The following is a 14,303-nucleotide window of genomic DNA, read 5'->3' as shown; positions in this document are numbered from 1 at the left end:
CTTGGGGGAGCGGGGCCTGGCGGAGCGCGCGGACTTGGGTGAATGCCGGCGGGCGGCCCGGCCGTTGCCCGGCGGTTCCGGGGCGCGGCGCCGTCCTTCGGCGGGCGGCGGGAGGTGATGCGTTCTGGAGGAAGCGGGCGCGGGCCGCTCCTGCGCGGGCGGATGGTGCGTGCTCACGGAAGCAGCCAATCGACGGGGCGCTCGGCCGTCAGATGGACAGCGCCGGTCACCGGGGTGGGCGAGTCGATCCGGAAGGGCGGCCCGTCGGCCGAGGACCAGCGGTAGCCGGACTTCGTGGCGGCCGACCGTTCCAGCTCCACGAGCACCGGCACCGGGTCGCCCCCCTTGGTGAACTGGGCCGCGAGCTGCGGGTTTCCGAGAAAACCGGCGATCTGCTGCCCGCTCTGCGGCGCCCGCCCGACGGCCTTGACCTTGCCGCGCAGCACGCCGTACTGCTCCTGCGGCGCGGACTGGACCGTCAGGTCCACCCGCGCGCCGGGGCTGATGCCCGCGCCACTGCCGCCGGACACGTACACCATCGCGACCAGCGGCTCGCCGGGGTCGCGCATCCGCTCCACGGTCGCGACATCGGCCCCGGTCGTCACGACCGCGCCGGTCTTCGCGACGAGGGAGGTGACCCGGCCGCCCTCGACGGCGCGCACGGCGCGATAGCCCTGTTCCGTACGGACCTTGAGCAGCGGCGCGCCGGCCCGCAGCACCTGGCCCTCCCGGGCGAGAACCTGGGTGACCTGCCCGGAGACGGGGCTCTGCAGCAGGTAACTGCCCTCGGCACGGGTGAGGATGCCGCCCGCGGTCAGCTTGGACGATACGGAGCCGGTCAGGGCCCAGTAGGCGGCGACGGCCATGACGACGATCGTCACCCCGAGGACGAGGCGGCCCTGCGGGCGCGCGAAGCGCACGGGGAGATCGAGTTCTTCTGGCGACTGCAGCCTGGAAAGCGCCTTCTGCCGGAACTGCACGGAACGATTCCTTCGACTGCGTCGGGTCGGACAGCCATGAACCCCGGAACAGGGGAGTATCCGGGGTTCATGTGCCAGATCATGCTCAGCCGGCGAGACCGGAGATGGTCGCGGCGTCCTGGTCGAGACCGGTGGCACCGGCGAGGCCGCCCACGGTCGAGGAGGCGACGCCCTTGACGGCCTGCACGGTCTGGAGGCCGTTCACCGTGTTGGTGACGTCGCCGGCGACCGCGGTGCCGAGGGTGGTGGCTTCGGTGATGACGCCGCCGGAGATGGCGTCCAGCTCGGTGTCGGCGATCTCACGGGTCTCGAGGTCGTTACGCATGGAGCGCACAGCCCTTCTGTTGTGTCGGGGGATGTTTTCTTACCCGCGGCAGGCGGACGACCGAGAATCGGACGCCTTCTCGCAACTGCCGCGGTGCGCAAGATGAAAACACGCGTAAGGGTGACCCGGTCAATCTCGTTGACGCCCGGTCGGCGGGCATTTCCACGGCTTGCCACCAACCGGTGCAGGGTTGATCACCGGATGGTGGCGAATCCTTCACAAGCGTGCACAGATGGCGACTGCCCTGCGTGAACGCCCTTGTCACGCAGCGATGATGGGCGCCGATCCGCTCCCGGCGTATCCGACATAGCGGCGGGAGTCGCGCTCCCTTTCCGTACACCTCGCGATCACAATGTGCAGATTTGCTGAACGCCCCGTTCCGCTCAAACGCCTGTGCGGAATTCGACGTTACTGAATTGAATTCAGTTACCTGCCCGGCCGCCGCCGTTGACAGTTAGCGGCGACTGTGTGAACGGCGAGGCGGCGTCCGACTCTTGTGGCCGGTGCATGTCAACGGCACAGTGGCGGGTGCCATGACGACGACAGCGAACGGCCACCTCCCCACAGCCACCGCCTCCTTCGCCGCCGCCCTCCGCGAGGCGGTCGAGCGGCGGCAGCTGTCGCTGGACCGCATCTGCCACCACCTCGCCCTGCGCGGCGTCCGGCTCAGCCCGGCCACCCTCAGCCACTGGCAGCGCGGCCGCAGCCAGCCGGAGCGGCCGCGCTCCCTGCGGGCGGTGCGGGAGCTGGAGGAGATCCTGCACCTGCCGCCGGGCGCGCTGAGCTCCCTGCTGCAGCCGAACCGGCCGCGCGGCCGCTCCGCCGTAGGCCCGCCGGGACCGCATTCGGTGCACCGCCTGTACGGGCCGGGCTCCGCGGTCGAGCAGCTGCTCGGCGACGAGTTCGAGCAGCTCAACGACGGCGTCCACTCGCTCACCATCCACCAGTCCATCCACCTCGACGCCCGCCGCCACATCCGCCGCAGCGCGGTCACCCAGGTGGTCCGCGCGCTGCGCGACGGCGCCGACCGGCTGCTGGCGGTGCACCAGCTGGACGAGGGGAACACCCCGGTCGAGCTGACCGTGCGCTGCGGGCGCCTCGGCAGCGTGCGGTTCGACCGCGAGCGCGGCTGCGTCGTCTTCGAGGTGCTCTTCGGACGGCGGCTGGCCCGCAATGAGACGGCGATCGTCGAGTACGACGTGCTCATCGGCGAGGGCACCGAGCCGGCCGTCTTCCACGAGCGCGGCACCCGGGTCTCGCTGCGCGAGTTCCTGCTGCACATCCACTTCGACGAGGCGGCGCCGCCCGCCGCCTGCTTCAAGTACTACCGCGACTCCTTCACGGCGCGGCGGCGGGAGGTCCGCCGTATCGCGCTCGACGTCTCCCGCACCGCCCACCTGCTGCCCGCCAAGTGTCGGGCGGGCGTTCACGGAATCTTCTGGGAGTGGCCTCCTGGCCGACCCCGGAGCGGCTGAAGCTGCTGTCCGCACCCGAATCTCCTGCGTCCCCCCAACCCCCTCACCCCCAGGAGCTGGTATGCGTACGTCCCTGTCCGCGGTGGCCATCCTCGCGCTGATCGCCGGCGGCGTCACCGCGTCGACCACCTCCGCGTCCGAGCCGTCACCCCCACGGCCCCGCGCCACGGTCACCCTCGCGGCGGCCGGCGACATCTGCGGCTCCGCCTGCAACCAGACCGACGACGTGGTCACCGCCATCGCGCCCGACGCGGTGATCACGGCGGGCGACAACGCCTACGAGTCCGGCACCATCGAGGAGTACAAAGCCAAGTACGAGCCCACCTGGGGCAAGTTCAACGACATCGTGCACCCGACCCCGGGCAACCACGAGTACGGCGACGACGCCAACGGCTACTTCGAGTACTTCGGCAGCAAGGCCGGCGAGCCCGGCAAGGGCTACTACAGCTTCGACCTCGGCGACTGGCACCTCGTCGCGCTCAACTCCAACGTCGCCGCCGGCGCCGGCAGCGCCCAGGAGCAGTGGCTGCGCAGCGACCTCGCGGCCAGCACCAAGCCGTGCACCCTGGCGTACTGGCACCACGCCCGCTTCTCCAGCGGCGACCACGGCGACGACGGCGACCTGACCGCCCTGTACAAGGCGCTGACCGACCACAAGGCCGACATCGCGGTCACCGGCCACGACCACAGCTACGAGCGCTTCGCCCCCGCCCTGGCCGACGGCACCAAGAGCGCGGACGGCGTGCGGCAGTTCGTCATCGGCACGGGCGGCAGGTCCCTGTACTCCGACCGCAACGACTCGGCCGGCCCGTCCGAGGTCTTCAACAACAACACCTTCGGGGTGGGGCAGTTCGAGCTGACCGCCACCGGCTACAGCTTCACTTTCAAGCCGGTGGCCGGGCGGACCTTCACCGACTCCGTCTCCGGCGACTGCCACGCGAAGAGCTGACCCCCGGCCGCTACGCATGTATCTGTCGCACACCCGCGCCGCGGACACCACCCGTGCCGCCACGCCGGCGGGACCGGCCGGCCGCGTCCCGCCGACCGTGGTCGCGCTCGGCATGGTCAGCCTGGTCACCGACGCGTCGGCCGAGATGGTCACGGCCGTGCTGCCGATGTACCTGATGTACGGCCTCGGCGTCGGCTACCTCCAACTCGGCGCCCTGGACGGCCTGTACACCGGCGCGACGGCCCTGTTCCGGCTCGGCGGCGGCTACGCGGCCGACCGCTTCCGGCGCCGCAAGGCCGTCGCCGTCGTCGGCTACGGCCTGTCCGCGCTGACCCGGCTCGGCTTCCCCGCCGTCGGCGCCGGCACCACCGGCATCGGCCTCCTGCTCGCCGCCGACCGTACGGGCAAGGGCCTGCGCACGGCCCCGCGCGATGCGCTGATCACGCTCGCCACCCCGGCGGACCGGCTCGGCCGGGCCTTCGGCGTGCACCGCACGCTGGACACGTGCGGCGCGCTGCTCGGCCCGCTGCTGGCCTTCGGACTGCTCCTGCTGCTGCCGAGCGACTACGACGCGGTGTTCGTGGTTAGCTTCCTGATCGCCGCCGTGGGTGTGCTGGTGCTGGTCTTCTTCGTACGGGAGCGGCCGCGGGGGGAGGCGGGCGACTCCGGCGGCGGGCGCGTAACGCTGCGCACGTGTCTTCGCGCCGTGGCCGGCGCGGACACCCGCCGGGTCGTCGCGGCTGCCGCGCTGCTCGGGGTGGTCACCGTCGGCGACATGTTCCTGTACGTCGCGCTGCAGCGCCGCATGGAGCTCCCGGAGGAGTTCCTGCCGCTGCTGCCGCTCGGCACCGCGGTCGTCTTCATGGCGGCGGCCCTGCCGGTGGGCCGGGCGGCCGACCGCGCCGGGCGCTGGCGGCTCTTCCTCGGCGGCCATCTGCTGCTCCTGCTCGGCTACGTATGCCTGGCGCTGGCGCCCGCCGGCTGGACGGCCGCGGCCGTGGTGCTCGTCCTGCACGGCCTCTTCTACGCGGCCACCGACGGCGTGCTGATGGCGCATGTCGCCCCCGCGATCCCGGCGCGGGCGCGGACCACGGGACTGGCCGTCGTGCAGACGGCCCAGGCGCTGGCCCGCGCCGGCGGCGCGCTGATCTTCGGCGTCGCCGCCGCGGCCCTCGGCCTGGGCCTCACCTTCACCGCCGCGGCCGTCGCGCTCGCCGGGGTGCTCGGCGCGGCCGCGCTGCTGCACCGCCCGGGAGCGGGCCGGTGACCGCGTGGCCGGCGGGCCGGGCCCGTACCGCGACGGGGATCGCCCTGATCTGCGTCCTGCTGGCGGCGACCACGGGATACGTGCTGTGGCGGGCCCGCGCCGCGGACAGCGACGGGGCCTGGTCGCTGCGCCCGGACCGGCCCGGCACCGTCGTGTACGTCGACCGCGGGCGGGTGCGGCAGGTGCCGCGCGGCGCGGGGGAGCGGGCGGGACGTAGCGCGGGGAAGGGGCCGGACTGCCAGCGGGCGGCTGTGGCAGGCGGCACCCTGGTGTGCCTGCGCGGCCTGCCGGGACCGATGTCCTCCGACGTCCGGGTCTATCGCGGGCCGGGAAAACCGCAGGTCACGCTGCCCGTGTGGGGCGAGCCCAGCCGGGCCCGGGTCTCGCCCTCGGGTCATCTCGTCGCCTGGACGGTCTTCCGCAGCGGCGACTCGTACGTCGCTCAGGGTCAGTTCTCCACCACGGCGGGTATCTACGACCTCCGCGACGGCGACCACTACGGCTCGCTGGAGGACTTCCGGCCGTACGTCGGCGGCAAGCCGTACCGGGCCGAGGACGTCAACTACTGGGGCATCACCTTCGCCGCCGACGACCGCACCTTCTACGCCACGATGGCCTCCAAGGGCCGCACCTGGCTGATGCGCGGCGACCTCACCCGCCGCACCCTGACGGCCCTGCGCGAGAACGTCGAATGCCCGTCCCTGTCCCCGGACGGCCACCGCATCGCGTACAAGAAGCGCACCGGCGACCGCTGGCGCCTGCACGTCCTGACGCTCCGCGGCGGCCGCGACGTCCCGCTCGCCGAGACCGCCTCGATCGACGACCAGCCCGCCTGGCTGGACGACGACACGATCGCCTACACCCGCCCGGGCGACTCGGGCCCCACGGTCTTCACCACCCCGGCCGACGGCACCGGCACCCCGTCCAAGCTGCTGAACGGAGCCTCTGCCACCGCTCCCGTGCCGCGGCCATGAGGCGGGGTTGACCGCTGGGCCTGCGGGCACGTACTTTCGAGCACACCCGTACCTGCGAGCTGCCGAAGGAGGCGAAGTCGGATGTCGATGTTCTCCGACCTCAATCGTCTCGTTCACGCGACAGCCTGGGTTCCGGGGCGCGTAGCGCACGGCGCCTAGCGCATGGGCTGCTGAGCAGCCCTTTTCCCGGCGTGCCCGATTCCGGGCCGGCCTCTTCCTGATCTCTGCCACCGCCTGTGGCATCCGTCGCGCGATCCTTCGCGCTTCGGTCCACGAGCCGCGCCACCGACGTAGAAAGCTCCCGAAAAATGGCGACTAGGGTAATCAAAACGACTGCGCACCGAAATGGGGATTTGCCATGGTAGCGCCGCAGATCAAGGTCAACGGGAAAGAGACCCCGATTTCGCCGGCCGCGCCCCACACCACGGCGCTGGACTTCCTGCGCGAGCGCGGTCTGACCGGCACGAAGGAGGGCTGCGCCGAGGGTGAGTGCGGCGCCTGTTCCGTCCTGGTGGCCCGCCCCGGAGTGAACAAGCCCACCGACTGGGTCGCGGTCAACGCCTGCCTGGTGCCCGCCGCGGCGCTCGACGGCCAGGAGATCATCACCTCCGAGGGCCTCGCCACGCCCGGCGCCGACGGCACCGCGCCCACCCTGCACCCGGTGCAGGAGGAGATGGCGGTCCGGGGCGGCTCCCAGTGCGGCTACTGCACGCCCGGCTTCGTCTGCAGCATGGCCGCCGAGTACTACCGGCCGGACCGCTGCGGGCCCTGCGGGTCCAGCAAGGCCGAGTCCAACGGCCACGCCGACGCGGCCGCGGAGGCCGACGCGGAGCACGGCCCGAACGGCTTCGACCTGCACTCGCTCAGCGGCAACCTGTGCCGCTGCACCGGCTACCGCCCGATCCGCGACGCCGCGTACGCCGTCGGCGCGCCTACCGCCGAGGACCCGCTCGCGCAGCGCCGCGAGCAGGCCGCGCCCGAGCCGGTCGCCACCACCTACACCCAGGGCGACAGCACCTTCGTCCGCCCGGCCACCCTGGCCGAGGCCGCCCAGCTGCTGCGCGAGCGCCCCGACGCGGTCCTGGTCGCGGGCAGCACCGACTACGGCGTCGAGGTGAACATCCGCTCCCGCCGGGACGACCTCGTGGTCGCCATCGACCGGCTGCCCGAGCTCCGGGAGCTGCGCGTCGGCGACGACCACATCGAGATCGGCGCCGCGGTGACCCTCACCGAGATCGAGCGCCGCCTCGACGGCAGCGTGCCGCTGCTGGCCGACCTGTTCCCGCAGTTCGCGTCCCGCCTGATCCGCAACGGCGCCACCCTCGGCGGCAACCTCGGCACCGGCTCGCCGATCGGCGACAGCCCGCCCGTGCTGCTCGCGCTCGAGGCGTCGCTGGTGCTGGCCGGCGCCGACGGTGAGCGCGAGGTGCCCCTCGCCGAGTACTTCACCGGCTACCGGCAGAGCGTGCGCCGCCCGGACGAGCTGATCCGCGCGGTCCGTATCCCGCTGCCGCTGTCGCAGGTGACCGCCTTCCACAAGATCGCCAAGCGGCGCTTCGACGACATCTCCAGCGTCGCGGTCGGCTTCGCGCTCGACATCGAGGACGGCGTGGTCCGCAAGGCCCGTATCGGCCTCGGCGGCGTGGCCGCCACCCCGATCCGCGCCCTCGCGGTCGAGGAGGCCCTGGAGGGCAAGGCCTGGACGGCCGAGAACGTCGAGGCCGCGGCCCAGGTGCTCAAGGCCCAGGGCACGCCCATGAACGACCACCGGGCCAGTTCCGAGTACCGCTCCGCGATGCTCGGCCAGAGCCTGCTCAAGCTGTACGCGCAGACCACCGAGGCGGTGCCGTCATGAGCCATCTGTCCGAGCGTCCCGAAAAGCCCGTCGTCGGCGTGCCGCTGCCGCACGAGAGCGCCAGCCTGCACGTCACCGGGCACGCGCTCTACACCGACGACCTGGTGCAGCGCACCAAGGATGTGCTGCACGCCTACCCGGTGCAGGTGATGAAGGCCCACGGCCGCATCACCAAGATCGACACCAAGCCGGCCCTCGACGTCCCCGGCGTCGTCCGCGTCCTGACCGGCGCCGACGTGCCAGGGCTCAACGACGCCGGCATGAAGCACGACGAGCCGCTCTTCCCCGACGAGGTCATGTTCTACGGGCATGCCGTCGCCTGGGTGCTCGGCGAGACCCTGGAGGCGGCCCGGCTCGGCGCCGCCGCCGTCGAGGTGGAGCTCGACGAGCTGCCCGCCATCGTCACGGTTGCGGAGGCCATCGAGGCCGAGAGCTTCCACGGCGCCCGGCCGAACATGGTCACCGGCGACGTCGACGCGGGCTTCGCGGAGTCCGAGCACGTCTTCGAGGGCGAGTTCACCTTCGCCGGCCAGGAGCACTTCTACCTGGAGACGCACGCGGCGCTGGCGCAGGTCGACGAGAACGGCCAGATCTTCGTCCAGAGCAGCACCCAGCACCCGTCCGAGACGCAGGAGATCATCGGCCACGTGCTCGGCATCCCGAGCCACGAGGTCACGGTGCAGTGCCTGCGCATGGGCGGTGGCTTCGGCGGCAAGGAGATGCAGCCGCACGGCTTCGCGGCCGTCGCCGCGCTCGGCGCCAAGCTGACCGGGCGTCCGGTGCGCTTCCGGCTCAACAGGACCCAGGACCTGACCATGTCCGGCAAGCGGCACGGCTTCCACTCCTCGTGGAAGATCGGCTTCGACGCCGAGGGCCGCATCCAGGCCCTCGACGCCACGCTGACCGCCGACGGCGGCTGGAGCCTGGACCTGTCCGAGCCGGTGCTGGCCCGCGCGCTGTGCCACATCGACAACACGTACTGGATCCCCAACGCCCGCGTCGCGGGCCGTATCGCCAAGACCAACACGGTCTCGAACACGGCCTTCCGCGGCTTCGGCGGCCCCCAGGGCATGCTGGTGATCGAGGACATCCTCGGCCGGGTCGCGCCGAAGCTGGGCCTGGACGCCGGAGAGCTGCGCAAGCGCAACTTCTACACCCCGGGCCAGGGCCAGACCACGCCGTACGGGCAGCCGGTCAACCACCCCGAGCGCATCGCCGTCACCTGGCAGCAGGTGGAGGAGAACGCGAACATCGCCGAGCGCAAGCGCGAGATCGCGGCCTTCAACGCCGCGCACCCGAACACCAAGCGCGGGCTCGCGATCACCGGCATCAAGTTCGGCATCTCCTTCAACCTCACCGCCTTCAACCAGGGCGGCGCGCTGGTGCTGATCTACAAGGACGGCTCCGTCCTGATCAACCACGGCGGTACGGAGATGGGCCAGGGCCTGCACACCAAGATGCTGCAGGTGGCCGCGACCACCCTCGGCATCCCGCTGGAGAAGGTGCGTCTCGCCCCGACCCGTACGGACAAGGTGCCCAACACCTCGGCGACGGCGGCCAGTTCCGGCGCCGACCTCAACGGCGGCGCGATCAAGAACGCCTGCGAGCAGCTGCGCGAGCGGCTGCTGCAGGTGGCCGCTTCGCAGCTGGGGTCGAGCGCCGCGGACGTGCGCATCGTCGAGGGCGTCGCGCGCTCCCTCGGCAGCGACAAGGAGCTGGCCTGGGACGACCTGGTGCGCACCGCGTACTTCCAGCGGGTCCAGCTGTCGGCGGCGGGCTACTACCGCACCGAGGGCCTGCACTGGGACGCGAAGTCCTTCCGCGGCTCGCCGTTCAAGTACTTCGCCTACGGCTCCGCCGCGACCGAGGTCGAGGTGGACGGTTTCACCGGCGCGTACCGCATCCGCCGGGTCGACATCGTGCACGACGTCGGCGACAGCCTCTCCCCGATGATCGACATCGGTCAGGTCGAGGGTGGCTTCGTGCAGGGCGCGGGCTGGCTGACGCTGGAGGACCTGCGCTGGGACACCAGCGACGGGCCGAACCGCGGCCGGCTGCAGACCCAGGCGGCGAGCACGTACAAGCTGCCGAGCTTCTCGGAGATGCCCGAGGAGTTCAACGTCACGCTGCTCGAGAACGCCACCGAAGAGGGCGCGGTCTACGGCTCCAAGGCGGTCGGCGAGCCGCCGCTGATGCTGGCGTTCTCGGTACGGGAGGCGCTGCGGCAGGCCGCCGCGGAGTTCGGCCCCGCCGGGACCAGCGTGGACCTCGCCTCGCCGGCGACGCCGGAGGCGGTGTACTGGGCGGTGGAGTCCGCGCGCGGTGCGGCCAAGTCCACGGGCGGTGCGGAACTGCCCGCCGACGCAAGCGCATTGAGCCATGCCTGACATGACGTGGGTAGCCGCGGTCGCGCGGTTGCGGGCTCGCCGGGAGACCGGCGTGCTCGTGACCGTCGCGGCCGTGCGCGGCCACGCGCCCCGCAAGGCCGGCGCCAAGCTCGTGGTGGGCGCGACCGAGGCCTGGGGCTCGATCGGCGGCGGCAACATCGAGGCCGTCGCGATAGACCGGGCCCGCGAGCTGATCGGCGCGCCGGACGCGGAGCCGGAGCTGATGGAGTTCGCGCTCAACGACAAGGTCACCAACCAGCACGGCGTGCAGTGCTGCGGCGGCGCGGTGACCGTGCTGCTGGAGCCGCTGCGGGTCGTCCCGGCGGTGGCGGTCTTCGGCGTCGGCCACGTAGGCCTCGAACTGGCCCGCATCCTGGCCCGCCACGAACTCGACCTCCACCTCATCGACACCCGCCCCGACATGCTCACGGACGAGCGGCTGTCGGTGCTCGGCGACGCGGTGGCGTCGGTGCATGTGCACCGCACGAAGCTGCTCCCGGAAGAGGTCCTGGAGGACCTGGCCCCCGGCACCCACGTCCTGATCATGACCCACGACCACGCCGAGGACGCCGCTTTGTGCGACGCCGCTCTGCGTACGGACGGCCTGGGCTCCATCGGCCTGATCGGCTCCGCCGCCAAGTGGACCCGCTTCCGCAAACGCCTCTCCACGGAGGGCGGCCACGACGACGCGACGATCGACCGCATCAAGACCCCGATCGGCCTGCCGGAGATCACGGGCAAGGAACCGGCGACGATCGCGGTGAGCGTGGCGGCGGACTTGCTGCGGAGCTTCGAAGCGGCCGGCACCGAGAGGCGCTGAGCGCCTTCCCCCTTCAATCCTCCGCGTCGACGCCCTCGGGCAGGTCGGGGCTGTCGGGTGCGGTGAGTTCTTCGAGGACGATGTCGAGGACGTCGTCATAGCCTTCACGGCGGGCGAGGTGCAGAAGCCGGACGAGCGCACGCCCGCGCCGGGCATGTGACAACTGCTCCCGGAGACGGGCGCGGTCGATGGCCGCGCGGTCGGCAGGCGCCCGCCGCTCCAGGTAGGCGCGGTGGGCCTTGATCCGTTCCTCGTGGCGTTCCTGGGAACGGTGGTGGGCTTCGTCCCAGACCCGCGCACGGACGCGCTCACTGACCCGCATGGCCCGCAGCACCTCGTCCCGTTTCCAGGCCGTCAGGTCGAGGCTGCCGCGGGCCGCGTTGCAGTCCCAGCAGGCCGGGACCAGGTTCTCCGGCGCATGCGTCCCACCTGACGAGATCGGCTCCAGGTGATCCGCGCCGGTCGCCCGCGTGCCGCAGTACACGCACAACTCGGCGCGGGCCGCCTCCGTTATCGCAGCCGGTACGGAACCGAGCGCCTCCCGTTTCGTACCGGCAACGTGCTGGCCGGTCTGTTCGGCCCGGCACCGCTTGCACATTCCCTCGTACAGCGTGGAGCCCTTGCGGGTGCAGGTGGGTATGACGCAGTCGAATTCGCCCAGTACCTTCTCGCCCTTGCGGAGTCGGTTGGAGCGGCGGCCGGGGATGAACCCCTCCGTCGATGGGTCCAGGAACTCGAGCATGTCCGGCATGCGATCACGGGCGGGCATCGAGATTCAAGCCCTGGCCACGCCATAGCCGCTCAGGACTTGGGCACCGTCACCGCGACCCGGCGGTTCTTCTCGCGGCCCGATTCGGTCTTGTTGGACGCGATGGGGTGGGCCTCGCCGTAACCCTTGGTGCGGAAGGTGGCGTCGGAGAGGGCCGGGGCTGCTTCGAGGGCCTTGGCTACGGTGGTGGCGCGGCGCTTGGACAAGGTGAGGCCGTGGGCGGCGGTGCCGAGGTTGTCGGTGTAGCCGGCTACGGTGATCGGGCGGGTGGGGTTCGCCCGGCCGATCTTCTGTGCCAACTGCTTGAGGGTGGCGCGGGCATCCGGCGTGAGAGCCGCGCTGTCCTTCGCGAACAGGACGCTGGCCTCGAGTCCGTACACGATCTCCTCGGGGCTGTCGTCGGTCTGCTCGCGGCCGTCGAGGCTGGTCTCGGACATCTCGATGGGGATCGGGTCGCCGATCAGCTTCAGCGGCCGCTCGTCCACGGGCGGGCCCGGCGACGCCGCGCCCAGCACCCCGGCGAGCGCACAGAAGGCGAGCCCCGCACCGACTCCGCGCCGGGCGTTCACGAGCCCGCCTTGGTGATGGTGACGGGCTTGGCGGCCATCTTGCCGATCTGCACGTCGACCCGGTCCGACTCCGGCGCCTTGAACGTCAGAAAGATGCTGCGCTTCTCCTTCGGGTCCATCGGCCCGAACGGCACGGTGCACACACAGTTGTTGTCCGTATCGCGCAGCACCGGGTAGCGCAGTGCGTTCTGCTTGTCGATGAGATACGAGCCGAGCAGCGTGTAGGGCTTGGTACGGTCCATGCGGTCATTCCACGCGGACGGCATATACGGCGCATTGGTGGTGTTCTCGACCGCCGCGGTGACGGTGACGAACTTGCCGTCCCGCACCACGGAATAGATGTACCCGATGATCCCGGCCTCCGCCTCGGTCGTAGCGATCGGCTTGGCGTCCGAGGGCACCTGAGTCGCCTCCGGGCCGCCAGGCGTGGCCGCCGCGGCCTCGGCTCCCTTATCCGCCGAGGATTTGCTGTCGCCATTTCCGAGTCCGCCAAGGCCATCGGATCCGTCACCGCTGCTGCAGGCGGCAGTGGTCAGCGTGAGCGCGGCGAGGGTCGCAGCTGCAAGAGCGGTGGGTCGTCGTCGAGGCATGGGGTTCGGCGTCCTTTCCGGGTTCGCGTCAGCAAAGAGTAGAGTGAAGTCCGGTGTCACTGCAACCCTTCCGCTTCCCCTGGGCAAAGGCCGTCGAGGCCAGCAGTGGCACTGCCGCCACCGCGAAGCAGGCGGCGAGTGGGAGGTGGCCGTCGAGTAGGCCGGTGCCTGCGTAGCCGAGTGAGCTGCCCAGGTTGAAGGCGGTGTTGACCCAGGTGCCGGCGCGGGTGCGGCTGTCGGGGGTGGTCGATTCCTCTGCCAGGAGGTACGCGGTGGTGAGTGCCGGGGCGACGAACAGGCCTGCCAGCATCGTCCAGGCGGCGAGCATCAGCAGGCCGGGCGATGAGCCCGTCGCGGCCAGTGCGAGTGCCAGCGCCGACGTCAGCAGAGGTAGCCGGACGTGCGCCGGGCGTCGCCAGGACCGTGCGCCGTAGAGCAGGCCTCCGACGGTGCTGCCCACGGCGAGCGCCGCCTCCAGCCAGGCCACCGCGGTCAGTTGGTGGCGGCTGTCGGCGAACATCACCAGCAGGAGCGCCAGTGAGCCGAGGGCTAGGCCGAGACCGGCCGCCGCGGCGACGGGTTGCAGGGGGATGGCGCCGGCGCTGCGTCGCCGGCCCTTATGAACCGAGGCCGTGGTCGGGGCGGGGGCCGGGGCCACCGCCCGCACCGGCGGTGACGCGACGAACGCCAGCGTCCCGGCGAGTACCAGCCCCGCGCTGCCGATCACGCCCAGCGCGGGATGCGCGAGCGAGGCAACCAGCCCCGCGAGCAGCGGCCCGGTGACGTACAGCAGCTCCTCGCTGATCGTGTCGAGGCTGAACGCCCGCTGCCGCAGCGCCGGTTCCGGCACCAGATCGCTCCATACCGAGCGCATCACAGGACCGAGCGGCGGCGCGCACATCCCGGCGCCGGCACCCAGCGCAACGAGCAGCGACACCGGGGCGCCCCCCGGCATCTCGACGGCGGCCGCCAAAGCGGTGAGGGCAGCCGCGTAGGCGACGCTCATCGGCGGCAGCGCGCGGCGCGGCCCGTAGCGGTCGATCAGACCGGCCCGTACGGGCGCGAGCAGCGACACCGTCAGGCCGAACACGGCGATGACGCCGCCGGCGACGGCATACGAACCGGTGCCCGCGGTGATCGCGAGCATGAGGGAGAGGAAGACCGTGCCGTACGACAGCCGGCCGGTCAGGGACGTAAGGAAGGTGCGGGCGGCGTGCGGCGTGCGCAGCACGGCACGGTACGACGGCGCCCCTACGGGCGAAGACATGGGGTTGCTCCTCAAAGCGCATGCGGACAGGGCCTGTTGACGGCCGGTCGCCGGTCAGGCGCGGCCGAGGCGCTGT

13 protein-coding genes are annotated in these 14,303 nt (G+C 71.8%); 7 read left to right on the top strand and 6 right to left on the bottom strand.

Annotation, left to right across the window (positions count from 1 at the left end):
• Positions 1-173 precede the first annotated feature (173 nt).
• Positions 174-980 carry an HlyD family efflux transporter periplasmic adaptor subunit gene (locus G5C51_RS19225; protein WP_165238984.1) on the bottom strand — a complete coding sequence of 269 codons (807 nt, stop codon included), beginning with the start codon at positions 978-980 and terminating at the stop codon, positions 174-176.
• Between the two features lie 85 nt (positions 981-1,065).
• Positions 1,066-1,305 carry a hypothetical protein gene (locus tag G5C51_RS19220; RefSeq protein ID WP_165238982.1) on the bottom strand — a complete coding sequence of 80 codons (240 nt, stop codon included), beginning with the start codon at positions 1,303-1,305 and terminating at the stop codon, positions 1,066-1,068.
• 533 nt (positions 1,306-1,838) lie between these two features.
• Between G5C51_RS19220 and G5C51_RS42555 the strand changes: the two genes are divergently transcribed.
• The 7 genes from G5C51_RS42555 (at position 1,839) to xdhC (ending at position 11,032) form a co-directional block, all read left to right on the top strand.
• Entirely contained in the window at positions 1,839-2,780 is a 942-nt protein-coding gene (locus tag G5C51_RS42555; protein WP_206314044.1) for an XRE family transcriptional regulator, read from the top strand.
• Positions 2,781-2,841: 61 nt separating this feature from the next.
• The gene (locus tag G5C51_RS19215; protein WP_206314043.1) at positions 2,842-3,729 is read left to right on the top strand and encodes a metallophosphoesterase family protein; all 888 of its coding nucleotides are present in this window, start codon (positions 2,842-2,844) and stop codon (positions 3,727-3,729) included.
• A 16-nt stretch (positions 3,730-3,745) separates the two neighbouring features.
• The gene (locus tag G5C51_RS19210) at positions 3,746-4,996 is read left to right on the top strand and encodes an MFS transporter (protein ID WP_165238979.1); all 1,251 of its coding nucleotides are present in this window, start codon (positions 3,746-3,748) and stop codon (positions 4,994-4,996) included.
• On the top strand, positions 4,993-5,970 hold the full coding sequence (locus G5C51_RS19205) for a TolB family protein (protein ID WP_165238977.1): 978 nt from the start codon (positions 4,993-4,995) through the stop codon (positions 5,968-5,970). The genes G5C51_RS19210 and G5C51_RS19205 overlap by 4 nt, the downstream gene beginning before the upstream one ends.
• A gap of 358 nt (positions 5,971-6,328) precedes the next feature.
• Positions 6,329-7,825, top strand: a complete 1,497-nt coding sequence (locus G5C51_RS19200; RefSeq protein ID WP_165238975.1) for a xanthine dehydrogenase small subunit — start codon at positions 6,329-6,331, stop codon at positions 7,823-7,825.
• Entirely contained in the window at positions 7,822-10,212 is a 2,391-nt protein-coding gene (gene xdhB, locus G5C51_RS19195; RefSeq protein WP_165238973.1) for a xanthine dehydrogenase molybdopterin binding subunit, read from the top strand. The genes G5C51_RS19200 and xdhB overlap by 4 nt, the downstream gene beginning before the upstream one ends.
• 1 nt (position 10,213) lies before the next feature.
• A complete protein-coding gene (xdhC, locus tag G5C51_RS19190) occupies positions 10,214-11,032 on the top strand; it encodes a xanthine dehydrogenase accessory protein XdhC (RefSeq protein WP_206314042.1) in 819 nt (272 codons plus the stop codon).
• A gap of 13 nt (positions 11,033-11,045) precedes the next feature.
• Here the strand turns inward: xdhC and G5C51_RS19185 are convergent, their stop codons facing one another.
• The 4 genes from G5C51_RS19185 to G5C51_RS19170 all read right to left on the bottom strand — a co-directional run bounded on the left by G5C51_RS19185 (position 11,046) and on the right by G5C51_RS19170 (position 14,227).
• Positions 11,046-11,783 carry an HNH endonuclease gene (locus G5C51_RS19185; RefSeq protein ID WP_240929768.1) on the bottom strand — a complete coding sequence of 246 codons (738 nt, stop codon included), beginning with the start codon at positions 11,781-11,783 and terminating at the stop codon, positions 11,046-11,048.
• Between the two features lie 50 nt (positions 11,784-11,833).
• Entirely contained in the window at positions 11,834-12,370 is a 537-nt protein-coding gene (locus G5C51_RS19180) for an OmpA family protein (protein WP_165238969.1), read from the bottom strand.
• Positions 12,367-12,771 carry a hypothetical protein gene (locus G5C51_RS19175; protein ID WP_165238967.1) on the bottom strand — a complete coding sequence of 135 codons (405 nt, stop codon included), beginning with the start codon at positions 12,769-12,771 and terminating at the stop codon, positions 12,367-12,369. The genes G5C51_RS19180 and G5C51_RS19175 overlap by 4 nt, the downstream gene beginning before the upstream one ends.
• A 217-nt stretch (positions 12,772-12,988) precedes the next feature.
• Positions 12,989-14,227 (bottom strand): MFS transporter, encoded by a 1,239-nt coding sequence (locus G5C51_RS19170; RefSeq protein WP_165238965.1) that lies wholly within the window; start codon positions 14,225-14,227, stop codon positions 12,989-12,991.
• Positions 14,228-14,303 lie beyond the last annotated feature (76 nt).

Source organism: Streptomyces coryli (genome assembly GCF_011044975.1).
GTDB classification, from domain to species: Bacteria; Actinomycetota; Actinomycetes; order Streptomycetales; family Streptomycetaceae; genus Streptomyces; species Streptomyces coryli.
This window is presented reverse-complemented; position numbering and strand designations above follow the sequence as displayed.